Below are 23,940 nucleotides of genomic sequence, written 5' to 3' on the forward strand. Positions count from 1 at the left end.
CCCGATTTCAAGCGAGGTACAAGCGATGACGTTTGATGAGGCTCTGAGCATACTCAAGAAACGTGGGCAGAAGATGACGCCACAGCGGTCAACGGTGTTGCGCATCCTTATGGAATCGGCCCGTCCGCTGACGGCCCAGGAAGTTCACCGCGAAGTGACCAAGATTCACCCGCACGTCAGTCTGGACACGGTGTATCGCAACCTGACCCTGCTGACCGACGTGGGGCTGGTTCACCAGTCCAATCTGCAGAACCGAGACGTGGCGCGTTTTGAGTTCCAAGGCAATGAGCACCGGCACTATGCCATCTGCCTCAACTGCCACAAGACCATCCGCCTCGACTGGTGCCCGGTCGAAACCAAGCTCATGACGCAGGCGCTGCGCAAGCAGTTTGCCATTGTCAAGCATGCGTTCGAGGTCTATGGCTACTGCGCCGAGTGCCACTTTGCGCTTTCGGCTTCCGCCTGAGTTGCCGCCGCCGGGGTTGCTGCGTCACTGGTTCGGACATTTCCAGCTACTCGATGTCGCGGTCGTCGGCCAGGTCGCGGATAGCTGTGGCCTGAAGCCGTAACAGGCTGGTGACGTAACCATCTTCCCATTCCGGCCCAACCGACAGGGTGCCCCGGACAAGCACCGGCTCTCCATAGTTGTTCAGTTTCATCTTCCCGGCGCGAACCAGAATCATGTGCTGGAGCATGGGTGGCGCGCCAAAGCAGCAGCCATTGGCCGACTGGGTCAGGAGAAACTCGGTCTCTCCGGTAGGGCTGTACAGCGGCAGGGCAAAGCCGGCAATTTCGACCTGCTTGCCGTCAAGCGCCTGAAGTGCCGCCGGAGGCGGCGTTGGTGTCGTGGCGCGTGGGTCAAAGTCGTAGTTGAGGTTTTTGATGTAGTCGAAGCGGAGACGGATGACATCCCCCTGAACGTCCAGCGGCCGGCTTGCGCTGGATGACGGCCGAACTGCCGGTTGTGGGGCCAGCAGGCTACCGACAACCATCAGCAACAGCAGCCCGCCCAGCCCAAAGTAAGGCGCATGTGCGCGCAGGTATGCGGAAAAGCGAGACATCCGTAATCCGTAAGGCACAGAGGATAAAGCCACATCCAGGGAAGCTGGCAGGTTCCGGCACGACCGGCATCAATGGTACGCCAGTTTATCCAGCGCCCGCTCTGCCGCGGCCAGCGTCGCTTCAACAACTTCATCCGTGTGGGCCAGGCCCATAAAGGCGGCTTCGTATTGTGACGGCGGCAGGTAAACCCCTTCGTGCAGCATGGCGTGGAAGAAGCGCCCGAAAAGCGCCGTGTCGCTTTTGGAGGCCGAGTCCCAGTCGGTCACTTCGCCGTCGGTGAAAAAGATCGTAAACATCGAGCCCACCCGGTTGAGTGTCGCCGGAAGGCCCGCCTTGCGGATAAGCTGGAGCAGCCCTTCAGAAACCTTTTTGGTCTGCCGGTCAAGCTGTTCGTACACGCCAGGCTGCTGGAGCAGGCGCAGCGTGGTCAGTCCGGCCGTCATAGCGACCGGGTTCCCGGACAGCGTGCCGGCCTGATAGACCGGGCCGGCCGGAGCAACGCAGTCCATGATGTCGGCCCTTCCGCCATACGCCGCCGCCGGCAAGCCTCCGCCCATGACTTTCCCCAGGCAGGTCATATCCGGCAGGACACCGTAAAGCTCCTGCGCGCCGCCGCGCGCCAGCCGGAAGCCGGTCATCACCTCATCAAAGATGAGAACCGCACCATGCTTTTGCGTCAGGTCACGCAGCCCCTGCAAGTAGCCTGGCCTGGGTGGGACGCAGCCCATATTGCCCACAACCGGCTCGACGATGACAGCCGCAATGTCATCGGGGTACGCCGCAAATGCCGCCTCGACGGCTGCCAGGTCGTTATATGGAACCGTGATGGTCTGCTGGGAAACTTCAGCCGGCACGCCTGGACTGTCTGGCAGCCCCAGCGTCGCTACGCCGGAGCCGGCCTTGACCAGAAAAGCGTCTCCGTGACCGTGGTAGCAGCCAATAAACTTGACGATTTTGCGGCGTCCCGTAAAGCCGCGCGCCACGCGGATGGCCGCCATCGTGGCTTCCGTTCCGCTGCTCACCATGCGGACTTTTTCGATGGAAGGCACGAGGGAAACGATGAGTTCGGCGATTTCGACTTCGAGTTCCGTCGGCGCGCCAAATGAAGTGCCGCGTTCGATAACCGAGCGGATGGCTGCCAGAACTTCCGGGTGTGCGTGTCCCAGAATCATGGGCCCCCACGAGCCGATGTAGTCCACGTAACGTTTGCCATCCACATCGGTCATGTAGGGGCCGTGGGCCGAGCGGATGAACAGAGGCGTCCCACCCACGCCCCGAAAGGCCCGAACAGGACTGTTGACACCGCCGGGAATCACGGCGCGGGCTTGCTCAAAAAGGGTTTCGGAACGGCTGGGACTCACTTTTTCAGTTTCCATCGTGATTGGCATGGTCGCTTTGCATTGAGGAACAGGAAAAAGGTCTTGGGGTTCAGCGTGGTTGTGGCGAATCCGAAAGGGAGAGCACCGAATGGCCACGGCTACCTTATGACCGTGGCGCACATCAACCTTCACCGTTGCTGACAGCTTTTAGCGCCAACCCGTGTGCGAGTCAAAGGGCGGACGAAGAGTGGCTCCGGCTCACGGAGGGGGCGCCATGGTCGCCTCAAGAGCGTGCAGCAGCTCTCTGGCGCTGGCGTCCCGCCCCTCGGCCAGTTCCAGACCGCGCCGCAGTTCGTTGCGCGCCGCTTCGGCCTCTCCAACGGTAATGTACGCACGCCCGGCGCAGTAGCGCACGTCGGGCTGCTCCTTGAGCGCCTCTGGCAGCCCGGCGTACCGTTCGAGCAGTTCGAGCAGGCGGTCCGTGCCCGGCTTGGTGGCTGTCTGGTTCACCGGGCGCAGGTTGCCGGGGTTGTCACTCCGGGTGAGTTCGTTTCCGATCAGAAACTGAGTTTCATCGGCCAGGGTGGTCAGCAGGTTCTCGAACGTGTCCGCCGAGGCACCTTCATACTGGTCAAAAGCCGTCCGGTAGGCGGCCAGAGCCGCCGGTTTGTCTCCTTTGAAACTGAGTGCAATGGCCAGGTTTTCATACGCCAGTGGGTAGAGTCCCTGACGGAGAGCAATGGCTTTCCGAAACGCCTCGATGGCGGCATCGAGTTCCAGGGTGCCCTTGAGCTGACTGCGCAGCAACCGGACGTTGCCCAGGTTCAGGTAGGCCTCCGGGAAGTTTGGCTGCTGCCGGACGGCCGTCTGGAACTCCCGGATGGCCGCATCGTACGCCGCCCGCTTCTCGTACAGCCGCCCCAGGTTGTAGTGCGCCAGAGCGTAGCCGCCTTCCGGTTCCCGCTCGCCCGGCACGGGTTTGCCCAGGGCGGCCCGAAAGGCCTGTTCGGCGCGCTCCAGATCGCCCAGCGCCTCATACAGCAGCCCCAGGTTGTTCCAGGCTTCACGAAACTGGGGGCGGAGCTTGATGGCCGTCTGATAGCTGGCAATAGCGGCTTCCAGCTCGCCACGGTGCGACTGCGCCATACCCAGATTGAAGTGGGCGTTGGCCAGCCGTGGGGAGATGGCAAGCGCCGCCTGGTAGGCCTGGATGGCACGGTCAATGTCGCCGGTGCGATAGTAGGCTACCCCAAGGTTGACCTGCGCGGCCGCATCCCTGGGGTTGAGAGCCAGAACGGCCAGGAACTTGTCCCGTGCGTCCGCTTCCCGGCCCAGCTCCAGAAGCGCACGTCCCCAGCCGGCAAGGGCTTCAGTAGCTTTCGGGTTGGCTTGCAGGGCCTGCTGGTAGAGCGGAATGGCCTCCTGATACCTGCCTTTGGCAGCTAGGACAGCGGCCCGCTCCGTGAGCGTCGGCTGGCGTTTCGGCAGGGTGATGACCTGCTGTTCGGTACGGGCCAGTGCCTCACCGACCTGCTGGATGCCGCGTTTCTGGGCAATTTCGATGGGAACCACCCGCAGCGCCGAAGTGCGGGCGCTGATGGTGGGATCAATCCGCAGCGAGGTTGTCCGTGACCGTTCTGCTGTCGGATCAATCCGCAGCGAGGATGGGTTTTGGTCGGGCCCCCGGACCCACCAGAACCCAAAGGTTTCGTAACCTCCGGTGACGGCAAGAAAGCACAGCGAGGCGACGATTGGTGTGGTCCGTGGTGCGTAAGGCATACCGCATCTTTGCCCGAACGTTGTCTTGCAACGCCAAGGTGCAATATAGTTTGGCAGGACGTAGAGCAACAAGTTGCATACTGGCCTGGCTCAGCGTTTCTGTCCGTTTCCGTCTGCATGGCTGCGATGGGTGTGTTGTTTTCGTATGAATGTCGAAACTGCGAGTCTGCTCGAACTCGGCGCTGTGATTGACGGAAAGTACCGGATTGATGCGCTGCTTGGGCAGGGCGGGATGGGGAAGGTGTTCCGTGTCACCCACCTTCAACTGAAAAAGACCTTTGCGCTGAAGGTGATGCTGTTCGACGTTGTCCGCAACGCCGAAGAGCGGCAGCACCGGCTGGCGCGCTTCCGGCGCGAGGCAGAAGCGCTGGCCCGGATCAGCCACCCCAACATCGTCATGGTGACGGATTTCGGGACGCTGGGCGAGGAACAGGTGCCCTACATCGTCATGGAGTTCATCGAGGGGACGACCTTGCGCGAACACTGCCGGGAACTTGGACCGGCACCCATCGAATTTGCCCTCGAAGTGACGTGCCAAATCTGCGCCGGTCTCCACACGGCGCACACCCAGGGCATCATTCACCGCGACCTGAAACCGGAAAATGTCATCCTGCAAACGTTGCCCGATGGGACAACCATGGCGCGGGTTCTGGATTTCGGCATTGCCAAACTTGCTCGTGAAGGCGGGGAAAAAAACGAAACCCTCACGCGCGAAAGTCCGGGAATCGGCTCGCCCGGCACGCCGAAATACATGGCGCCGGAACAAATCCTGGGGCAGCCGAGTGATCCGCGCACGGACGTGTTTGCCATCAACCTCATGCTCTACGAGATGCTGGCTGGTGCGCCGCCCAGTGTACCGGTCATCCTCGCCGAGCCAAAGCCGCTCTCCGAGCTTCGGCCGGACGTACCGGTTGAACTCGACGCCATCATCCGGCGGGGCCTGTCAAAGCTCCCGGAGGAGCGCCAACCCTCAGCGCTGGAGTTGAAACGCGAGCTGGAGGCGCTCGAAAAAACCTTGACCTTGGAAGCCGCACTGCGCGACCGCACGACGCCGCCGGATGTGCTTACAACAACGCCTGGCTTTTCTCCGGTCACCGGGCAGAACCGTCCGGTACTCCCGACGCTTCAGTTGGGGACGCTGTCGCCACCAGCGCGCACGGTGAGCGTGTGGCCCATCGCCCTTGGGTTGCTGCTGCTCGTGGCTGGGGGCGGCTGGTTTTTCTACCCGCAGATCAGCGCCGCGCTGAGTGGTAAGCCATACCTCTCACCAACGGCACTGCCCGCCGACCTGCAACCCAAGATGGTCGTTGTTCCAGGTGGCGAGACGCTGATCGGGACCAACCGGGGCGATAAGCTCTCCATCCCGGAGTTCAAAACGACCATTTTGCCCTTTCGGGTGTCGCAGACGCTTGTCAACAACGCTCAGTATGCGGAGTTCGTCAGGCGGACGAAGCATCGTGCGCCCACGACTTGGAACGGACCGTCACCACCGGTAAGCGATCTGGACAAGCCCGTGACTGGGGTGAGCTGGAATGACGCCGATGCCTACTGCCGGTGGCTTTCCCAGGAGACCGGTACGCGCTACCGGCTCATCAAGGAGTTTGAATGGGAATACCTGGCGCGCCAGCGTGACCGCAAGGGCGTCCGGGATTTGCTCGATACTGGTTTTCTGGAGTGGACGGCCGATAGCCTGACGGTCTATCCCGGCGGAAAAGGATTTGCGCCAAACCCCGACCTGCGTATCTTTCGTGGCCGGGATGACCGTGAAAATCCAAACGAAGGTGTCACCTACCGCTTTCCTCAGAAACCGGACTTTACCAACAATCGGCTGGGCTTCCGGGTTGCATCCGATCCCAAGGGGGGAGGGGAATGATGTCTACGTCGGGCACGGTGGAGTTCTACAAATCCCTCATCGGACAAACCCTCAACGACAACTACCGCGTCGAAAAGATGATCGGAAGCGGAGGGATGGGGGCTGTGTTCCTGGCCACCCACCTGACGCTGGGCAGCCCGGTGGCGATCAAGGTGCTTTCCCCGGCGCTGACCTCCGATCCTTCGCTGGTCAAACGTTTTCAGCGCGAGGCCAGGATTGGCGGCCAGCTTACACACCCCAACATCGTCCGGGTGCAGGACTTTGGCAAGACGCCCGACGGGCTGTTCTTCATGGTCATGGAGTACGTTGCCGGGGAAACCCTGGCAGCCCGGTTGTCCCGTGTCGGGAAGCTCTCGCTCGAAGAGTGCCTTGCCATTCTGGAGCCGCTGTGTGACGCGCTCGAACTGGCCCACGGCAAAAACCTCCTGCATCGTGACCTCAAACCAGCCAATGTCCTTGTTGGGGAACTCAACGGCCGCCTCACTGTCAAGCTCCTTGATTTTGGCATCGTCAAGCTGCTCCAGCCTGACGAACAGGTTTCCCAGTTGACGGCCGTCGGACAGGTTTTTGGGACACCCCTTTACATGGCACCGGAACATCTCATGGGGATGACCCTGACGCCCCAGGCCGACCTCTACAGCCTGGCCGTCATGACGTATGAACTGCTGACCGGGCAGCCCCCAGTGCAGCACGACGATCTGCGAAAGATGCTGGAGCTGAAAATGAAGCCTCCGCCTTCGGTGACGACCTACGTTGCGTCCCTTCCTGCCGGGTTGGATGGCGTCTTTGCCAAAGCACTCCACGCCAATCCCGAACAGCGGTATGCCACGGCTATGGACTTTTTCCGGGGCTTGCAGTCTGTTTACAAGCAAAAGACCCAGGAAATGCTTTCAGCCGCTTTTGCCAAACAATCCAGTTCGGTGACAGATGAGACCTCGGACACCACACGCCCCTCCAAAAGTTGGTTGGGAGGCTGGTGGAACAAGGTCTTTGGCAAGAAATCCTGAGCTTTGACGAAATCTGCCACTGGCAGTCAGGGGCACTGCCTGCCGATAAGGGGGAAGTATGTTTGAGAAAATACTCTTGGCAACCGATGGCTCTGAGACGGCGTTGAAAGCGGCCCGGGCCGCAGGTGAATTGGCCAGCAAAACCAACGGCTCCATCACACTGCTGTTTGTGATGGAGCCATTCAATGAAATGGCCTACATCAGCCTGCCCGGTTATGAGTTGGGTATTGACCCGGAAAAGGTCGCTCGTTTCCAGCGGGAATCCGCCAATGCGGTTCTGGAGCGCACGGCGGAAGTCCTGAAACCGTTTGGCGTGCCCTTTGTCACCCGCTATGAAATCGGCACTCCTTCCGCGACCATCGTTTCTGTGGCGGAAAACGAAGGGTTCGAGGTCATTGTCATCGGGAGTCGTGGGCGTGGGCCGATTGCTTCGTTTTTGCTCGGCAGCGTGTGTGATCGCGTCATGCATCGGGCACACTGCCCGGTGTTGGTCATCAAATAGACGGCCGTAACCCGGTTGGTTTCACCGTGCTGGATGTGCGTCGGCTGTGTGTGTGGCTGGAAGTCATCTCATGGTGATTGAGTCTCCGCCGCAATCGAAGTCGTCACCGGTACGGCCGCACGCGCGGACTTACCACCGGGCCTATCTGAACAACCTGCTGGCCAATCATTTCCATACGCCCCTCGTGGTCATCGAGGCGCCGGCCGGGTACGGCAAGACGACCCTGCTGAGTGCCGTGACGCATCGCTCCGGGGCACAAGTCGGCTGGTTGGCACTGGATGCTGCCGATGCTGCCCTGAATACCTTCATAGCCAACGTTTGCGCGGCGCTCTACCGCCTGCCAATCGTGCCCGACTACCAGGTTCTGGATACTCAGGACATTCGTTCGGCTGTCAAGCTTGTGGTGAGCAGCATGCGCGAGTTGGGTATCGAAACCCTGGTGCTGGACAACTTCGAGCACGTTGCCGATGTCCCGGCCATCAATCAGTTGATTGAGCAGGTGGCGGCTGAGTTGCCGCCGCCTGTGCAGCTCATCATTGCAACACAACGTACGCCGATCTTCAAACGTGCCGGTCGCAGCCGGGTGACACGTCTCGATATCACCGAGTCGGATTTGCGTTTTGACCCGGAAGATGTCGTTGGTTATTTCGCCCAGGTGGCACGCTATGAGGTTAGCGCCGATGAAGGCGGGCTGATTGTCGAGCGGACGCAGGGACAGGCTGCCGCTGTCAACCTTGTCTTGCAGGTGGCTTATGGTCTGCCGTCGTATCTGCGCATCAACTTTGAGATGTTGTTGCCTGCTGCCAGCCAGGCGGTGATGGTGTCACTGTTGCGAGAATGTCTGCGGCGCGCGCCCGTGGCCTTTGATGAAGCCATTCACCTTCTCAGGAGCGGCGCGGACACGCCAGCGAGCCAGGCACTCTATCAGTTCCTGGCGGCTGCCAACTGTCTGGTACACACCCTCGATGATGAAGCGCGCACACTGGTCATTCATCCACTGCTGCGGGAGCTTTCCACCCGCCTGTAAAAGCTGACCGGGGGGCCGGTAAGCCGGCTGGCAGTTCACTTCCCTTGCTTTGGACAAGCACCTTGAACCGGTCGCCAAAGCCCCCCGGTACGAGAAAGTGCTTGAGTGCCAGACGTTCCTGGAGCGCTTCCCGTCCAAGTTCCGGCCGGGTTGCGGCAGCGAGCCGGTCAAGCAGCCCAAGCTGGATGAGGTAGTCGGCCTGCCGCGTCAACTGTACGCATCGCAAACCGTGGCGGATACCGTGGTTGACCAGCGCCGAAAAGTTAACGTCGGCGGTGAGGTCCTGTTGGCCGGGAGTGGCCAGGAGGTCTTCAGCGAGGCGATGGCGCGTGAAGCCCCGGATGGTGCCGGTCAGCCGCCCTGACAGATGGGGGCCTGTGTCACCGTAGTCAATGGTGATGAGATAGCCCCGCCCCAAGGCTGCGGCGGCCCTGGTGAGCCAGTCCAAAGCGTCCAGCGCGACTTCGCACTGCTCATCTTCAGCAAGCTCGATTTCACCCAAGGCCAAGTAAGCCATGAAGTCTTGGGGGCGGGTAGGCGTTCCCCAGACGAGACAGAGCTGATCCTGGCTGACTGACACCAGCCCTTCGAGATGTTGTCCCCGGCGGCAGGTGAGCAGGTGAACCGGCAGGGCATCCACAAGTTCATTCGAGAAGATCAGTCCGGTGACAGGAGTGCCTGACAGCTCATCCAGCGTCTGCCACCTGACCTGTTCCCGGAAAGCCGCCAGCCGTGCCGCCTGGGCGGCCCGCATGGCGGGGCTGTGTTCGTCAATGACATAACGCAGGTAGTGCAGGATGTGGGGCGCGTCCGTCGCCAGCGCCGTCAGAATGTCGGCTGCCAGGTCGCCCGTACCAGCGCCGCATTCGACGACCGTGAAATCCCCCGGCTGCCCCAGGGCCTGCCAGATGGCCTGTATCTGGCACGCCAGCAGTTTGCCGAAATGGCCCGCAATGCTGCTGGAGGTGTAGAAGTCGCCAGCGCGTCCGATGCGGTGGCTGGCGGTGGTGTAGTAACCGTCTGCCGGATCGTAGAGCGCCAGCGCCATGAAGTCACGAAAGGGCAGGGGGCCGTGATGGATAATACGGTCACGAATGAGGGCTTCCAGGCGGTTCATCGTCGTGTCCGGTTAGGGTGTACCCACCACCCGCAGCAGGTGATACGTACGCGCCCCTTTGCGCAGAACGCCATACTGCCCGCCAATCAGCCGTTCGCGGGTAATACGGGCGTGGACGGACTCGACCCGCTGGTTGTTGAAGTACAGTCCGCCCCCTTCGATAAGACGGCGCGCTTCGCTCTTTGAGCTGACCAGCCTGGCGGCTACAGCCAGATCGGATGGCAGTGCACCGTCGTCGGCAAACAGCGCCGCCGGGACCTCAGTTGAAGGTGCATCGTGAAAGACGGCAAGCAGGGTGTCCGCATCAATGTCCGTGATGGGGTCCCCGCCGAACAGGATGTTGGTGGCCGCCAGCGCCGTCCGCAGGCCGGCTGCGCCGTGGACAAATTCCGTGACGGCTGCTGCCAGCGAACGTTGGGCCTCCCGTTTTTCCGGCGCTGTCGCCACGGCCGCTTCCAGGTCGGCTATCTCTGCAGCCGACAGAAACGTGAAAGCTTTCAGGTAGTTGATGACACTGGCATCTTCGGTGTTGAACCAGAACTGGTAAAACTCATACGGGGATGTGCGGTCATCGGTCAGCCACACGGCACCCTGTTCGGTTTTGCCGAACTTTGTGCCATCGGCCTTGGTGATGAGGGGCATGGTCAGCCCGTGGACGCTGCTTCCGCGCAGGCGACGGATGAGTTCAATGCCGGCCGTGATATTGCCCCACTGGTCGCTGCCGCCGATTTGCAGGGTGCAGTCATAGCGGTCGTACAGTTCGAGATAGTCGCGTGCCTGAAGCAGCATGTAGCTGAACTCGGTGTAGGAGATTCCTGTCTCCAGGCGACGCCGGACAGATTCCTTGCCCAGCATCATGTTGATGGAGAAATGCTTGCCGGTTTCGCGGAGAAACGTCAGCAGCGGCAGGTGGCCGAGCCATTCCAGGTTGTTGACGAGGCAGGCTGCATTGGCGCCGGAGAAGTCAAGGAACCGGGATAGAAGGCGTTCAATAGCCTGCACGTTGGCCGCAATGGTGTCTGCATCCAGAAGCGGGCGTTCGGCCGTCTTGCCGCTGGGGTCGCCGATGAGACCTGTGCCACCGCCGGCCAGCGCTATGGGGCGGTGGCCGGCGCGCTGAAAGCGCACCAGGGTCAGAAGCGGCAGAAGATTGCCGACGTGCAGGCTGGGTGCCGTCGGGTCAAAGCCGGCATAGACAGTGAGGGGGTGGTGCTCCGTCAGGTGCCGGGGGAGATCGGGCGTGTACTCTTGAACCAGTTGCCGCCAGGTCAGTTCATCGAAAAGTGTCATCATTGGGTTCAGAAAAACTTCTTGTGGCCAGGTTCACTGGCGAGTGAGCATAATCAGGGATCGGCTCCAGTCAGCCGGTAGGTCTGTTGCCCAGAGGCATACTTTTCGGCTTGTTTTGTCGATTTGAGCGTATGTATAGTCCATCCCACGGGGAGATTCAGGGAAACACACGCTTGGGGAAAGCAAGAGCTTGCCGAGGTGGTGTATCATATCGCTGGCCATCCGTCAGGTTTTTACTCCGAACCAACTGACCGAGATATTTTGAGACTGTGTGAGACGAGCATGACACTCAACACTACGGGCGAAATAGCCTGCTCTGTATGTGGCGCATCAAATGCTGCGGACTGGTTGTATTGCCAGCAATGTGGCTCTCCATTGAAATCTGAGCCGGCTTCCGTAGCGCGCTCGGCTTCTCCAAGCAGCGGAAAGCCGGGGGAACCTCCGGTTGATATTCCGCCGACGCTTGTGGCGCCACCGGTTGTTCCGCCGACTGTGGTTGCCCAGCCAGCGGTACCGCCGCCCGTGCCGCCGACAGTCGTGGCCCAGCCGGTTGTTCCGCCGACTGTGGTTGCCCAACCAGCGGTACCGCCACCCGTGCCGCCAACCGTAGTGGCTCAACCATCTGTATCCACGCCCGTGCCGCCGACAGTCGTGCCGCCGACAGTCGTAGCCCAGCCGGTTGTTCCGCCGACTGTGGTTGCCCAACCAGCGGTACCGCCGCCTGTGCCGCCAACCGTAGTGGCTCAACCGTCGGTGCCCCCGCCTGTGCCACCCACGGTCATCGCGCGTTCCCCGGCAGCCGGTGGCGCGGCTGATACGGTTGTCTGTGACCAGTGCGGCAAAATCAATCCGGCGACCAACAGTTTCTGTGCTGGCTGTGGAGCACCTTTGCCCTCTCCGCTGATGAAGACCATCGTCCGTACGTCGGAACGCCCCCCAACGCGGGTAGCGCGTCTGTGTCTCATCCAGGAAGGCGGCGGAGACGGGGAAGTTTATGAAATCAAGGGGGATGAGCTGACGATTGGACGCAACTCAGGCGATATCCGATTTCCGCATGATGGCTACATGTCCGGCCGGCATGCCCGCATCATTCGCCGTGGCGATGAATTTATTCTTCAGGATGACAACTCGCGCAACGGCACGTTCAAGAAAATTGACGGCCCCGTGACACTTAAGTCCGGTGACATCCTGCTAATCGGAAAACAGTTGTTTCGCTTTGAGGTGTAGGGTGCCAAAATGCGGGACTATCCTGGTGTGGCAGTGGCAACCTAAAGGCCCGCGGGATTTTTCAGCCTTGTGAGGGATGAGTGGCGGCTTCTGTATCCAGTCGGACAGAAACGTGGGTCTCGATTTCAGTGCGCACGGATATTGGCCTGCGGCGGACTGGAAACGAAGACAATCTTCAGGTGGTTGATTTGACCAATCAACGGCTTGGTTTGGCGGGCCGTGATTCATCCCTGTCTCCTGAAGTGGCGCAGCACCGGCTGGGTAAGCTGGGCACTCTGCTGATTGTCAGTGACGGAATGGGCGGCGCGGCCGCCGGGGAAGTCGCCAGTGAAATGGCGGTGGACATTGTCGCCCGTGAAATGCTGCGCCAGGTACACGCGGGTGTGCCCTCACGCGAAGCCATGCGCAGGGCGGCCGATAGAGCCAATGCGGCCATCTGGGAGCGATCGCAGAATGAAAGCTCCATCCGCGGGCTGGGGGCAACGCTCACGGCTGTTCACTTGTGTGGGCAGGAGGCGACGGTCTCACAGGTCGGAGACTCACGGGCATATCTCATTCGTGAGGGGACGATTCGGCAGCTTACAGAAGACCAATCCTGGGCCAATGCTGTCAAAAAGTCCGGTGTCAGTCAGGTAGTCAATGTCCCAAACAACATCATCCTGCAGGCACTTGGCACCCAACAGGTGGTCAACACGGAAATCACCACAGAAGTCATTCACCCGAACGACATCTTGCTGCTGTGCAGTGATGGCCTTTCCAACAAGGTCGAGGAGCATGAACTGTTGAGTTATGTCGTTACCTCCAGTTCACTCGACGCTGCGGCTGAAGCCTTGGTCAAGCTGGCTAATGACCGGGGCGGTGAAGACAACATCACCGTGGTGATTGCACGACTTTCCACTGTGGATGATCCCGATACCATCTCGGCATCCCGTGCGACCCAACTTCTGGTTTCTGAACCATCAGGGGAGAATGTGATGCCGGTTGGTGTTGGCCGTGCCACTTCTGACCTGCCTAGCGGGCACCCAACGCTTGCCAATTTCACAGTCACAACCGAGAGTAACCGCACGACAACGACGACGGCGCATCCAACCACCGACCTCGCCGCCAGCACCTCAGCGGACCGATGGCCGTCCCTGCCGGTATCGGAGTTGCCATCGTCGCCCACCGCGTCGGCTGCGGAAACGCCAGCGCCACCGACGATGCCTTCGCCCCAAAGTTTGTCAAGGAACGGCAAGCTCTTTGTCCTGTTGGCGCTGGCGGCCGTGGGAGTGATTATCTTGGCTGGTGTTGCAGCCATGATTTGGGTCTTGCAGTCGCGGGCCGAGAAAGAGCGGACTGGCAGGACAGAACCACGGCCACATCCGGTGCTGGCACCCATCGGTTTGCCATCGGCTGCGCCGGAGACGCCACCACTGACTCCGCCGCCAGTGGAATCGGGCGGTGCCGATGGGATTGGACGGGCTGATGGCCTATCGTTGGATGACGTCGAGAAAGAACTGGACCAGATCGAGCAGCAGGTGCGGAGTGTCGAACGTCGGCTTGACCAAATCCCAGGCCAGGATGCTGAGCGTCAAAACTGCAAGAAGAGAGGCGAGCAACTGGCTGCGCTCAAAGAAGCGCTGAAGCGTCACCGCCAGAAGCAGGCCAGAGCGGATGATCCTTCTGTGAATGACATTCAAAAAGAGATGCAAACTATCGCACAGTGGCTTGATACGTTGCCTGCGTCGCTCCGTGAAATGAAAACACCCGATAACAAGTTGCCGTCGCCTCCCGGCACCCGTCCGGTTGACGAACTCCGGCGCACGGTCGAACGAACGGTTGAAGGGCTGACAAACAACGCCTCGCAGTTCATCCGGCATCCCTGAAGCCCCGAACCCGGTTGACACTGGCAGAAGCTATTGATTGCGCTGGTGGTCCTTGGGTTGGCATCGGAAGCGCAACTCCAATGGCCGGACGGCTCCAATGGCCGGACGGCTTCGGGCGCGGTGTGAAAACCGGGAAGGGTTTGTGACTTTTCTCTGAGGTTGATGATTATGCGAAACCGTAGGTTATTGGTAGTGGTTGGTTTGGCCTGGCTGCTGAGCAGCAGTACGCTGTGGTGGTCAGCCGTGGCACAGACGCCCTCCGTGCCGGCGCATGTGCTGGGAACAGACGACAAGGCCGCCTTCGCCATTCACTTTTCCGGCGAAATGCACGCCAATCTCGATACCTGTGGCTGCCCGGCCAATCCCAGCGGCGGACTTCACCGCCGCGTGACCATGGCGCAGGCGTTCCGCGCAAACTTTGCCGAGACACCGCTGCTGGAACTCTCTGTCGGGGCTATCTTCAACGACCAGGGGGTATTGCTCAATCCCCCCTTCAAGGATGTCCTCGTTCAGAACGACTATGCCCTGCGCGGGTATAGTGCCTATCCCTTCGACGCCGTCAACCTGACCTATCAGGATTTGCGGGTACTGCACCAGTATTTCACCACCCAGGCTGCCAAGCAGGCGGCGGCGAATTTTCCCGTGCTGAAAGCTTACGTTTCGGCCAATGCCACGCCGGCCGTGAACGAGAAGACGCACATTGCCCTGCCGCGCTTTGTCATCAAGGAAGTGAAATCACCGCACATTCCAAAGAACCACAAGCTGCGGATCGGGATTACCGGGGTGTGCGAGCAGGCACCCAGCGAAGGTACCGGCTATGTCTGGCGTGACCCCGCCACGGCGCTCAAGGAAGTGCTCCCGGAGCTGAAAAAGCAGGCGGATGTGGTGGTTGTGCTGGCCTACCTGCCCCTCGACCAGGCCAAGACACTGGCGGCGGAACTCGAAGGGATAGATGTCCTGATTGTCGGGCACACGCAACCTTCACTGCTCACGCTGGAGACCGTGGGAAATACGGCCGTGGTCGTCAACAACTATGAAACCAAGGCGCTTGGGGAGCTGCGGGCCTATATAGCCGACGACGGCAAGCGGACGTACAGCAGCCGCTTCATCCTGCTCGATGCGACGATTCCCAGTGAGCCAAACGCCCTGAAAATCGTCAGAGAAGCCAAGGCGGCCATTGAGGAAGCGCGGCGCAGCATGGTGCAGGCTACGCCCTGACGCTCTGCGGAGCGCAAACGTGTCAACCGGCGTTTCCCGGTCAATCCTTCCAGGGAACGCCGGTTTTATTGTCCCGGTTCGGTCCCGGAGTGGCTCACTGGCTCGGAAGTTCATCGGGTCGCAATTCAACCAGAGTGGTCTGGTAAAAGCTGGAGCTGATATGGACGGCGCGGTGCACCCGCAGCGAGGTTTCCTGCGCCAGGCGCGCATAGAGCCGCCTGGCTTTGATCTGGGCAATGGCCGGGGATGTGTTGCCTTTGGGAAAGAGCTTTCCGACAGCATGCATCACCTTGAAGAAAGCCGTGCTGGGCGTGAAGGTGAAGTAGAGTGCTTCGCGGGTGTGCGTCCCCAGATGCCGCAGAAGTTGCACCAGGTCATCTTCCTCGTAGTAAATCAGGCTGTCCACGCACACGATGGTGTCGAAGACCTCGGTGACGCCGTAGAAATCCGCTTCGTGAAACGTGGCTTCCGGGACCCGTTCACGGGCGGCCTGGACTTCACGGGCTGAAATATCCACACCCGTGACGCACGCGCCGGCGTCCACAAGGCGACGGGCGAAGGCGCCGGTGCCGCAACCTGCGTCAAGAACAGTCCGCCCCTGCCAGTTGCCGCCCCACGCCAGAATCGTGGCCATGGTCTTCTCACGACCGGCGACAATGCTCGCCTGAATCCGATTTTGCGCTTCACCGCGCGCAAAACGCTGCCATTTTTCAAAGCCAACGGTATCAAAGTAGTGGCGAATGCGATCCTGCGCCGTCGCGTATGAAGATGGCATCGGGGTTGCACTCCACAGCTCAAACGGTTTGAAATACACACCTCCCTTCCAGCGTCCAATCCGGGCCCCGGAAAGTCAAGCCTGTATTCAGGCAGGTCAGCTATGGAAACCATCTGGATTCTGGGCGATCAGTTGGTGCGCTGCCATCCGGCTTTTGAACGGGTGGAACGCTCCACAGCCAGGGTGCTGATGATTGAGTCAGCCGCCCATGCACGACGGGTGCGCTACCACAAGCAGAAGCTCGTCTTTCTCTTTTCAGCCATGCGGCACTATGCGGAAGAACTGCGCGCCCAAGGGTGGACGGTGGACTACTACCGTGAACAGCCCGATTTTGAAGCCGGTCTCGTGGCCTATCTCCGCCAGCACCGTCCAAGCCGCATCTGGCTCATGGAACCCAACGAATACGGGGTTGCCGAACTCCTGAAACGCCTTGTTGCCGCGCATGGACTGTCACTTGACATCCTGCCGACGACCATGTTCATCAGCGACCGGGCATCGTTTGCCGCCCGGGCGCAGGGAAAGAAAACGCTCGTTCTGGAAAACTTCTACCGGCGCATGCGGCAGATGACGGGGCTGCTGATGGAGCCGGACGGCGAACCGACGGGCGGCACGTGGAACTATGACCGGGAAAATCGCCAGGTGCCACCGCCGGACCATCGGTTTCCGCCTCTGCCCCGCTATGCCCCGGATGCCATCACCCGTGAGGTGATGGACTGGGTACAACGGGATTTCACTGATGGTTACGGCGTCATCGAACCCTTCCACTGGGCCACGACCCGCGCCGAGGCCGAAGATGCCTACCAGGATTTCATCGAACACCGGCTTGATCTTTTTGGCCCCTATGAAGACGCCATGGTGCGCGGGCAGGCTGCGCTGTACCACACTCTGGTATCACCTTATGTCAATGTCGGCCTGCTGGATCCGCTGGTAGCGGCCAGGCAGGCCGAGCAGGCGTACCGTGCCGGAAAAGCCCGGCTCAACTCCGTGGAAGGCGTCATCCGGCAGTTCATCGGCTGGCGGGAGTTCATCTATCAAATCTACTGGCTACGCATGCCGGAAATGGCCCAGGCCAACTTCTTTGGCGACACCCGTCCACTGCCGCACTACTACTGGGATGGCGAGACGCGGATGCAGTGTCTCCGGGAAACCATCACCCAACTTCAGCAGACCGGACACACGCACCACATTCAGCGCCTTATGGTGCTGGGCAACTTTGCGCTGCTGGCCGGAGTGCTGCCACAGGCAGTCAACGAGTGGTTCTGGTTGGCGTACATAGACGCCTATGAGTGGGTCACGCTGCCCAACGTGTTGGGCATGTCACTGTACGCCGACGGCGGCTTTCTGGCCACAAAGCCTTACGTGGCCAGTGCTGCCTACATCAACCGCATGAGCGATTACTGCCAGGGCTGTGCCTACAACCCGAAGCAGCGCCATGGAGAAGGTGCTTGCCCGTTCAACAGCCTGTACTGGGACTTTCTCGACCGACACCGTGCCAAGCTGTTTCCAAACCAGCGCATGCGCATGATGTACGCTGCCTGGGACAACATGGACCCACAGGAACGCACCGCCACACTGGCCTGGGCCGCCACGCTGCTCACCCGTCTGGAAGAGCTTTAGTTTGAAATGAACAGTCCGTGTGACCTGCGCCACATCGCTACAGGTGAATACACCGTGCCTTGAGAACCGCCGGAATCTCGTGCAGCTTGGCCATGACTTCATCGGGCACGGGTGAATCCACCTGGATGAGGGAAATGGCCGTCCCGCCGACTTCCTTGCGTCCAAGGTAGAGCCGGGCAATGTTGACGCCGCCATCGCCGAGTGTGGAACAAATCCGCCCCAGCACGCCGGGCTGGTCCCGGTTGGCACACAGCAGCATGTGCCCTTTCGGGATGGCTTCGATGGGAAAGCCGTTGACCCGGACGATCCGCAGATCGGACTCACGGAAAATGGCGCCGGCCACATCGCTTTCCCCTTGGTCAGTCTCCGCCCAGAGGGCGATAAGGCTGGCAAAGTCCTTGGCGACGCGATTTTTGGTTTCCGAGACGACCATGCCGCGTTCTTCGGCAATGAGCGCCGCATTGACGAAGTTGACCCGATTGCTCGTCCCTGAAAGCAGCCCGACCAGAATCGCCTGGGTGATGGGACGCACGTCCAAGTCGGCGACCTTGCCACTGTATTCAATGACCAGACGGCGTACGTGACTGCCGAAGGCCTGCCCCTGAAACATGCCGAGCTTAATGCCAAGGTCCACATAGGGCCGTAGTTCAGACATCAGCTCAGCACTCACCGAAGGCGCGTTGACGGCACCAAAGATGACGCCAGTTTCGAGAAAATCCACAATTTGTCTGGCAATCGAGACGGCCACGCTCACCTGTGCTTCCATCGTTGAAGCGCCAAGGTGCGGAGTGCAGGTGAGGTTGGGCAGTGCCAGAAGCGGATGATCGGGCGGCGGCGGTTCTTCCTCGAAGACATCGAGCGCGGCAGCCGCCACCGTGCCGTCCTGCAGGGCGGCGGCAAGGGCGGTCTCATCCACCAGTCCGCCACGGGCGCAGTTGATGAGCCGGACGCCACGTTTCATCTTGCGGAAGGCGTCGGCATTGATGATATGCCGGGTTTCATCCGTCAGCGGGACGTGCAGGGTGATGAAATCGGCGCGCGCAAACAGGGTATCGAGCGCGACGAGTTCGATACCCAACTTGGCTGCGGCTTCCCGCGTCAGGTAAGGATCATAGCCAACCGTGTGCATGCCGAAGGCCGCCGCGCGCTGGGCCACGAGGCTGCCGATGCGTCCGATCCCAACGATCCCCAGGGTTTTGCCAGACAGTTCGACGCCGACGAGCTTCTTCCGTTCCCAGCGGCCCTGCTTGAGGCTCATCGTGCCCTGGGCAATGTGCCGGGCTGTAGCCATCAGCAGGGCAAAGGTGTGTTCGGCGGTGGTGACGCTGTTACCGCCGGGGGTGTTCATCACCACGATGCCGCGCTTGGTCGCGGCCTCGACATCAATGTTGTCCACACCGGTGCCGGCCCGCCCGATGACCTTGAGGTTGTCCGCCGCCGCGATGACTTTGGCCGTCGGACGGGTGTCGCTGCGCACAATAAGCGCATGGTAGGGGGCAATGAGTTCGGCCAGTTCATCTTCTTTGAGTTCCGGCTTGACATCGAGGGCAATGTTGGGTGTCTGGCGCAAAATGCTGAGACCGTCTTCGGCCAGGTTGCCACAGACGAGAACACGGTGGATGGTCATAGCAGGCTTGAATCGAAGGAAGTGAAGTCCGGGGGCGTACTGTGTGGGGGCTTAACGGCGTGACTTGAGTGCCGCGCGCGTTTCACGCTCAAGGTCGCGGCGGCGTTCGGTTTCGCGCTTGTCATAGGTTTTCTTGCCTTTGGCAATGGCAACTTCGACTTTGGCGCGTCCGCGCTTGAAATACAGCCTGGTTGGGACGACCGTCAATCCACGTTCCTGAGTGGCTGCCGCCAGTTTGGCAATTTCGCGTTTGTGGAGCAGCAGCCGCCGGGTGCGCCGGGGATCGTGGTTGTACCGGTTGCCGTGTGAATATGGACTGATGTGTGCTTCCATCAGCCAGGCTTCACCGTTCCGAATGACGACGTAGGCATCCTTGAGATTGACCCGGCCTTCGCGCAGGGCCTTGACCTCCGTGCCGACGAGTTCAAGCCCCGCTTCATACGTCTCGCGGATGAAATAGTCAAAGTAGGCTTCCCGATTGGAAGCGATGAGTTTGATGCCGTCAGTGGCAGACGCGGTCATGAGTCCGGGTATCCTTCACTGCCTTGCAAAATCTGGTCGTCCAGCATACCACCAGTGATGAGGCCCTGTGCCAGATAGTAGGTCAGCATGACCCAGAGATGGGCCAGCGGCAGGGGTATCAGGAAGCGGTCCCAGGCGAGGAGACTGTCCGAGACCATAAAGGCCAGCGCTCCCAGAAACACAAGCCGGCTTCCCTGGCGCAGCGCCGCCGTGACACCCATACTGGTCAAAACAACAGCGTAGAGCAGAATGGGAGGCTGCCAGTTGGTGGCCTGCCCCAGAACCGCGCCCAGCGCCATCCCGTAGGCCGCCACGCCGCCTGCCCGGAACAACCGGGCACGCTGAAGCTGCGCCTCCGGCCCAAAGGCGGCTATGTAGCACATGTGCGCGATGAGAAACGCTGTCAGCCCGACCAGAAAGAACCGGTCATCGAGGGCCAGCGCCACATCGCCGAGCGCTGACCAGAGCAGTCCGTAGCCAACGCGCCGCCCGCCGGTGGACCGGGCGGTACGCAGCAACCACCCGGCGGCGACCAGCACCGGCAGGGCCTTCAGAAGAAAGCTGCCCGGATACGGCAGCCAGGGGAGTGTTCCCAGATAGGCCAGTGCCAACAGGCTGAAAACCGCCGGGAAGCCACGTTGACCGGGATGCGAGCTGGGGATGGCCGGATACCTCCGCTTTATCCAGCCTTGTGCCCATTGTTGGACGAATTACTGGCTGGTGACGCATCAGGAGCCGGTGGCACATGGTCGTCTGCTGCCGCCTGTTCATTCAAGGCTACCTTGAGCTGCTCAAAGACCTCGGATGCCGACGGAGGCGGTTTGCGGCCGCCCGCCTTGCCATCCCCATTGACACCTGCTGCCTGACTGTAGCGGTAGTAGGAACTGTAGCCGTAATAGTCATAGCCGTAGTAGCTGGATTGTTCCTGGGTCATCCCGTTGAGAACCACGCCCAGGACGCGGGTGTTCGTTTCATCCAGCTTCCGGCAGGTGCGTTTCACAATCTCCCGTTTCGAGCGTTGGCAGTTGACCACCAGAATGACGCTGTCGGCCATCGCCGCGAGAATTGTGGCGTCGGCAAAGGAGAGCATGGGCGGCGTGTCCAGAATGACGTAGTCGAACTTTTCGACGGCATACGCCAGCAGCGACCGCATGCGTTGGGAGCCAAGCAGTTCGGCCGGGTTGGGCGGCATCTGCCCGCAGGTAATGAGCGTCAGGTAGGGAATCGGGGAAGGCGTGAAAATTTCGCCAATTTTGCACTGCCCGGAGAGATACCGGGACAGCCCCGGCTGGAAAGTGCGTTCCTGTCCGTAGCTGTCAAACAGCTTCTGGAGTTGCGGACGCCGCAGATCGCAGTCAATGAGCAGGACCGAGGCCCCGGTTTGGGCCAGCGAGATGGCGGTGTTGAACGAAGTTGTCGTTTTGCCTTCACTTGGCTGGCTGCTGGTGATGAGAATGATGCGGTTGCGGACATCCTCGGATGAAGAAAGCAGGATGGAAGTCCGAAGCTGGCGGTAGGCTTCCCCAATCGGCGAAGCCGAGAGGGCAAAGGCGCTGAGACCGATGTTGAAATCGGCCGGCAGCGGGCGTCCATCGGCCAGTTTGGCCAGCGCCCTGGTTTCGCCGCCATAGCTGTAATACCCGCTGCTTTTGCTGAGTTCTTTGGGCGAAACTTGGGGAATCATCCCTAACGTCGGGAGGTTCAGCAACCGATCCACGTCTTCGACGGACTTGATGCGGGTGTTGAGATGTTCCCGTGCAAAGGCGAGACCGACACCGCCAAAAAGGGAGAGGAAAAAGGCAACGCTGAGGGTGTAGCTCACCCGTGGGCTGATGGGTGCGCCAGGGGTGCTGGCGCGGTCCACGACTGTGATGTTGTTGAGGTCCATGCGCAGGTTGATTTCGGTATCCTTGGTGGTTGCCTGCAACGCCTGGAGCATCTTCTTTTTGTTGTCAATGTTGTCCTGCATCATGCGCTGCATGACGCCGTCGCCATTTTGGGTGACGACCTCGTTGCGCTGTTTTTCAACCCGCGCGCGCAGCTCTTCTTCACGTCGCTTGGCGTTTTCGTAGGCCGTTTTGATGCGAACCAGCGTGTTCGCTTTGGCTTCCTTGAGTTCGTTTTCGGCCTGGGCCAATATCTGATCAATCTGCACCACATCGGGGTGCAGTTCCGTGTAGGTTCCGAGCAGTTCGAGACGGCGCTGTTTCAGTTCCGAGATTTTGCCCCGCAGCTTCTGCAGCTCCGGGTCCGATTGCATTTCGTCAAGGGAGTCAACGGGTTGGCTCAGGCTGGCCTGGTAACGTTCTTCGGCGCGCAGGCGCTCTTTTTCAGCTTCAAGCAGGGCCTGGTTGAGTCCGGTCAGCCGGGCTACTTCCGGGTTGTCTTCCGGTTTGAGGGAGACAATTTTCCGTGTGCGCAGGTACTCGGTCAGTTTTCGCTCCTCTTCGAGAATTTCCTGCTGAAGGCGCGCGGCCGTCGAGGACAGAAACTCCTTCTGGCTGCTGCCCTGCTGGAGGCGGTCGGAAACATTGCGGCGGGCGAAGACCTCGGCCACGGTGTTAGCCACCACCTTGGTCGTTTCCGGGTCGTGGTGCTGGAAAACAATGCGTACCAAGCGCGTCCGGGGAATGCCATAAGCTTGCAGTCCACTGGCCAGCCGCCCAATCTGCGGCGCATAGCGCTGAAGCTCGTCGTCAGCGTTGCCAGCTTCAGCCTTACCGGCATCGGGTGTCGGGCTGGCCTCCGGCAGTTCCCCGGATTTTGTTTCACTCGGCAGTGGTGTGCGCGCCCCACGGGGAGAGCGGATGATGTCCATCAGCGCCGCGCTGAGCGTGGTGGGTCCCGTGGCCAGGAACTTTGGGTCGCGGTCGAGTTTGAGAATCTTGACGACTTCAACAAGCAGTGACGGACTCGAAATCTTCCGAATCTGCGTGTTGAGGTAATCCGGGTCCACCGAGTAGGGCATAAAGGCAATGCGCCCGCTTGAAGAAAACTCTTTTTCCGGGGCAATCTCGATGTGGCTGGACGCCTCGTAAACGGGCTGCATGCGCGAAAGCGCCAGCCCGGTGACAGTCATCGTCAGCACGATACAGAGAATGACCGTGAACTTGTACCGCAGAATCGTCAGGAATGCCTGCCGGATCGGCTGTCCAGCATCGTCCTGTGGCAGGCTGTACTGATAACTCCCACGCCGGCGCATACGATCCTGAACGGTTGGCGTGGTGAGGTCCAGTTCAGTCGCCGTCGGCGCAAGCATGACGTTGTTGTTCGGATGATCTTGTGGCATGGCAGTCTATCTGGAGTGACGTTGCGTGTGCGGACCAACGTCTGAAAACACAAGTGGAATGCTTGTGGCGAACCGGTCGCAAATCCAATCTTCAAACCAAAGTCAATACGAGCCAACGTTGATATGGGCTGGCCAGTGATGTCCGCAGACACACCGCAAACCGTTGCCGCTGGCCAACCTGCTCCCCACTATATCGTGTTTACCCTTGGCTGAACAGCAAGATACCAACGCTCTGGCGAGCCGCTGAGGAAGAACGTTGTTTGGCCGGTGAAAATTGGTCTAGTCTGCCTGTGTTTCCTCATCCCTGCCAACACTGAGAGGTGAGTATGCCTGAAACAGGTTCTCCGGCGCCGACCTTCACCGCACCGGATATGCACGGCAACCCCGTGAGTCTCGAACAGTTCCGTGGTCAAAAGGTCGTCTTGTACTTCTATCCGAAGGACGACACGCCAGGCTGCACCAAGGAAGCCTGTAGCTTCCGCGACGCCTATGCCGACTACCGGGAGAAGGGGATCGTCGTGCTGGGCGTATCGCTCGATGATGAAGCCTCCCACCGGGCCTTTGCCGAAAAGTACCAGCTTCCCTTTACCCTGCTGGCCGATACCAACCATGCGGTTTCAGAAGCCTACGGCGTGTATGGCGAGCAGGAGTGGCAGGGCAAAAAGTTCATGGGCCTTGCCCGCAAGACCTTTCTCATTGATGAGCAGGGCATTCTGATCAAGGTATTCGACAAGGTTGACGTCGAAAATCACAGCCGGGAAGTGCTGGCTGCCTTTGGGTTGGCTTGATGCCCCTGTGCCTTCGGCTGGGTCTGAGAGGAGAGT

The 23,940-nt window shown here is 60.4% G+C and carries 20 protein-coding genes; 10 read left to right on the top strand and 10 right to left on the bottom strand.

Annotation, left to right across the window (positions count from 1 at the left end; all coding sequences use genetic code 11):
• Positions 1-25: 25 nt before the first annotated feature.
• Positions 26-466 carry a Fur family transcriptional regulator gene (locus tag J8C01_RS04300; RefSeq protein ID WP_014099372.1) on the top strand — a complete coding sequence of 147 codons (441 nt, stop codon included), beginning with the start codon at positions 26-28 and terminating at the stop codon, positions 464-466.
• A 46-nt stretch (positions 467-512) separates the two neighbouring features.
• On the opposite strand, the gene J8C01_RS04305 is transcribed toward J8C01_RS04300, so the two are convergent.
• From J8C01_RS04305 to J8C01_RS04315, 3 genes are all read right to left on the bottom strand, one after another.
• Complete coding sequence (locus tag J8C01_RS04305; protein ID WP_014099373.1) at positions 513-1,061, bottom strand: DUF3299 domain-containing protein; 549 nt, start codon at positions 1,059-1,061, stop codon at positions 513-515.
• A 69-nt stretch (positions 1,062-1,130) separates the two neighbouring features.
• The gene (gene hemL, locus J8C01_RS04310; protein ID WP_249355478.1) at positions 1,131-2,438 is read right to left on the bottom strand and encodes a glutamate-1-semialdehyde 2,1-aminomutase; all 1,308 of its coding nucleotides are present in this window, start codon (positions 2,436-2,438) and stop codon (positions 1,131-1,133) included.
• A gap of 201 nt (positions 2,439-2,639) precedes the next feature.
• Positions 2,640-4,160: a tetratricopeptide repeat protein gene (locus tag J8C01_RS04315; protein ID WP_211432504.1), complete on the bottom strand. Its 1,521-nt coding sequence runs from the start codon at positions 4,158-4,160 to the stop codon at positions 2,640-2,642.
• 145 nt (positions 4,161-4,305) lie between these two features.
• Here J8C01_RS04315 and J8C01_RS04320 point away from each other — a divergent pair, with 145 nt between their 5' ends.
• From J8C01_RS04320 to J8C01_RS04335, 4 genes are all read left to right on the top strand, one after another.
• Positions 4,306-6,033 (top strand): bifunctional serine/threonine-protein kinase/formylglycine-generating enzyme family protein, encoded by a 1,728-nt coding sequence (locus J8C01_RS04320; RefSeq protein ID WP_211432505.1) that lies wholly within the window; start codon positions 4,306-4,308, stop codon positions 6,031-6,033.
• Entirely contained in the window at positions 6,030-7,040 is a 1,011-nt protein-coding gene (locus J8C01_RS04325; RefSeq protein WP_211432506.1) for a serine/threonine protein kinase, read from the top strand. The genes J8C01_RS04320 and J8C01_RS04325 overlap by 4 nt, the downstream gene beginning before the upstream one ends.
• Positions 7,041-7,098: 58 nt before the next feature.
• Positions 7,099-7,542, top strand: coding sequence for a universal stress protein (locus J8C01_RS04330; protein WP_211432507.1), 444 nt, complete (start codon positions 7,099-7,101; stop codon positions 7,540-7,542).
• A 70-nt stretch (positions 7,543-7,612) separates the two neighbouring features.
• Positions 7,613-8,569 carry a MalT transcriptional regulator family protein gene (locus tag J8C01_RS04335; protein ID WP_211432508.1) on the top strand — a complete coding sequence of 319 codons (957 nt, stop codon included), beginning with the start codon at positions 7,613-7,615 and terminating at the stop codon, positions 8,567-8,569.
• Here the strand turns inward: J8C01_RS04335 and J8C01_RS04340 are convergent.
• Both J8C01_RS04340 and tyrS read right to left on the bottom strand, forming a co-directional pair.
• Positions 8,529-9,686 (bottom strand): class I SAM-dependent methyltransferase, encoded by a 1,158-nt coding sequence (locus J8C01_RS04340; protein ID WP_014099380.1) that lies wholly within the window; start codon positions 9,684-9,686, stop codon positions 8,529-8,531. The two genes, J8C01_RS04335 and J8C01_RS04340, sit on opposite strands and share 41 nt — an antisense overlap.
• A 12-nt stretch (positions 9,687-9,698) precedes the next feature.
• Positions 9,699-10,976 (bottom strand): tyrosine--tRNA ligase, encoded by a 1,278-nt coding sequence (tyrS, locus tag J8C01_RS04345; RefSeq protein WP_211432684.1) that lies wholly within the window; start codon positions 10,974-10,976, stop codon positions 9,699-9,701.
• Between the two features lie 375 nt (positions 10,977-11,351).
• Between tyrS and J8C01_RS04350 the strand changes: the two genes are divergently transcribed.
• The 3 genes from J8C01_RS04350 to J8C01_RS04360 all read left to right on the top strand — a co-directional run bounded on the left by J8C01_RS04350 (position 11,352) and on the right by J8C01_RS04360 (position 15,286).
• Entirely contained in the window at positions 11,352-12,203 is an 852-nt protein-coding gene (locus J8C01_RS04350; protein WP_211432509.1) for an FHA domain-containing protein, read from the top strand.
• Between the two features lie 188 nt (positions 12,204-12,391).
• On the top strand, positions 12,392-14,068 hold the full coding sequence (locus tag J8C01_RS04355; RefSeq protein WP_211432510.1) for a protein phosphatase 2C domain-containing protein: 1,677 nt from the start codon (positions 12,392-12,394) through the stop codon (positions 14,066-14,068).
• A gap of 168 nt (positions 14,069-14,236) precedes the next feature.
• Positions 14,237-15,286, top strand: a complete 1,050-nt coding sequence (locus J8C01_RS04360) for a bifunctional UDP-sugar hydrolase/5'-nucleotidase (protein ID WP_211432511.1) — start codon at positions 14,237-14,239, stop codon at positions 15,284-15,286.
• A 94-nt stretch (positions 15,287-15,380) separates the two neighbouring features.
• Here the strand turns inward: J8C01_RS04360 and bchM are convergent, their stop codons facing one another.
• Positions 15,381-16,061 (bottom strand): magnesium protoporphyrin IX methyltransferase, encoded by a 681-nt coding sequence (gene bchM / locus J8C01_RS04365; RefSeq protein ID WP_211432512.1) that lies wholly within the window; start codon positions 16,059-16,061, stop codon positions 15,381-15,383.
• Between the two features lie 102 nt (positions 16,062-16,163).
• Between bchM and J8C01_RS04370 the strand changes: the two genes are divergently transcribed.
• Positions 16,164-17,678 (top strand): cryptochrome/photolyase family protein, encoded by a 1,515-nt coding sequence (locus J8C01_RS04370; protein WP_211432513.1) that lies wholly within the window; start codon positions 16,164-16,166, stop codon positions 17,676-17,678.
• A 37-nt stretch (positions 17,679-17,715) separates the two neighbouring features.
• On the opposite strand, the gene serA is transcribed toward J8C01_RS04370, so the two are convergent.
• From serA to J8C01_RS04390, 4 genes are all read right to left on the bottom strand, one after another.
• Positions 17,716-19,305, bottom strand: a complete 1,590-nt coding sequence (gene serA, locus J8C01_RS04375) for a phosphoglycerate dehydrogenase (RefSeq protein ID WP_014099387.1) — start codon at positions 19,303-19,305, stop codon at positions 17,716-17,718.
• Between the two features lie 51 nt (positions 19,306-19,356).
• Entirely contained in the window at positions 19,357-19,827 is a 471-nt protein-coding gene (gene smpB / locus J8C01_RS04380) for an SsrA-binding protein SmpB (RefSeq protein WP_211432514.1), read from the bottom strand.
• A complete protein-coding gene (locus tag J8C01_RS04385) occupies positions 19,824-20,438 on the bottom strand; it encodes a lysoplasmalogenase (RefSeq protein WP_211432515.1) in 615 nt (204 codons plus the stop codon). The genes smpB and J8C01_RS04385 overlap by 4 nt, the downstream gene beginning before the upstream one ends.
• Positions 20,439-20,506: 68 nt before the next feature.
• Positions 20,507-23,116 (bottom strand): GumC family protein, encoded by a 2,610-nt coding sequence (locus tag J8C01_RS04390; protein ID WP_211432516.1) that lies wholly within the window; start codon positions 23,114-23,116, stop codon positions 20,507-20,509.
• Between the two features lie 326 nt (positions 23,117-23,442).
• On the opposite strand from J8C01_RS04390, the gene bcp reads away from it, so the two are divergent.
• Complete coding sequence (bcp, locus tag J8C01_RS04395; RefSeq protein WP_211422955.1) at positions 23,443-23,904, top strand: thioredoxin-dependent thiol peroxidase; 462 nt, start codon at positions 23,443-23,445, stop codon at positions 23,902-23,904.
• Positions 23,905-23,940: the final 36 nt, after the last annotated feature.

It is taken from the genome of Chloracidobacterium sp. D (assembly GCF_018304685.1).
Classification (GTDB): Bacteria; Acidobacteriota; Blastocatellia; order Chloracidobacteriales; family Chloracidobacteriaceae; genus Chloracidobacterium; species Chloracidobacterium thermophilum.

Bases quoted from the DNA above. Each gene is read 5' to 3' on its own strand.
- J8C01_RS04315 (WP_211432504.1), bottom strand. From the start codon at position 4,160: ATGCCTTACGCACCACGGACCACACCAATCGTCGCCTCGCTGTGCTTT.
- hemL (WP_249355478.1), bottom strand. From the start codon at position 2,438: ATGGAAACTGAAAAAGTGAGTCCCAGCCGTTCCGAAACCCTTTTTGAG.
- J8C01_RS04325 (WP_211432506.1), top strand. From the start codon at position 6,030: ATGATGTCTACGTCGGGCACGGTGGAGTTCTACAAATCCCTCATCGGA.
- J8C01_RS04370 (WP_211432513.1), top strand. From the start codon at position 16,164: ATGGAAACCATCTGGATTCTGGGCGATCAGTTGGTGCGCTGCCATCCG.
- J8C01_RS04300 (WP_014099372.1), top strand. From the start codon at position 26: ATGACGTTTGATGAGGCTCTGAGCATACTCAAGAAACGTGGGCAGAAG.
- J8C01_RS04305 (WP_014099373.1), bottom strand. From the start codon at position 1,061: ATGTCTCGCTTTTCCGCATACCTGCGCGCACATGCGCCTTACTTTGGG.
- J8C01_RS04340 (WP_014099380.1), bottom strand. From the start codon at position 9,686: ATGAACCGCCTGGAAGCCCTCATTCGTGACCGTATTATCCATCACGGC.
- bcp (WP_211422955.1), top strand. From the start codon at position 23,443: ATGCCTGAAACAGGTTCTCCGGCGCCGACCTTCACCGCACCGGATATG.
- J8C01_RS04390 (WP_211432516.1), bottom strand. From the start codon at position 23,116: ATGCCACAAGATCATCCGAACAACAACGTCATGCTTGCGCCGACGGCG.
- J8C01_RS04335 (WP_211432508.1), top strand. From the start codon at position 7,613: ATGGTGATTGAGTCTCCGCCGCAATCGAAGTCGTCACCGGTACGGCCG.
- J8C01_RS04320 (WP_211432505.1), top strand. From the start codon at position 4,306: ATGAATGTCGAAACTGCGAGTCTGCTCGAACTCGGCGCTGTGATTGAC.
- serA (WP_014099387.1), bottom strand. From the start codon at position 19,305: ATGACCATCCACCGTGTTCTCGTCTGTGGCAACCTGGCCGAAGACGGT.
- tyrS (WP_211432684.1), bottom strand. From the start codon at position 10,976: ATGACACTTTTCGATGAACTGACCTGGCGGCAACTGGTTCAAGAGTAC.
- J8C01_RS04330 (WP_211432507.1), top strand. From the start codon at position 7,099: ATGTTTGAGAAAATACTCTTGGCAACCGATGGCTCTGAGACGGCGTTG.
- J8C01_RS04360 (WP_211432511.1), top strand. From the start codon at position 14,237: ATGCGAAACCGTAGGTTATTGGTAGTGGTTGGTTTGGCCTGGCTGCTG.
- smpB (WP_211432514.1), bottom strand. From the start codon at position 19,827: ATGACCGCGTCTGCCACTGACGGCATCAAACTCATCGCTTCCAATCGG.
- bchM (WP_211432512.1), bottom strand. From the start codon at position 16,061: ATGCCATCTTCATACGCGACGGCGCAGGATCGCATTCGCCACTACTTT.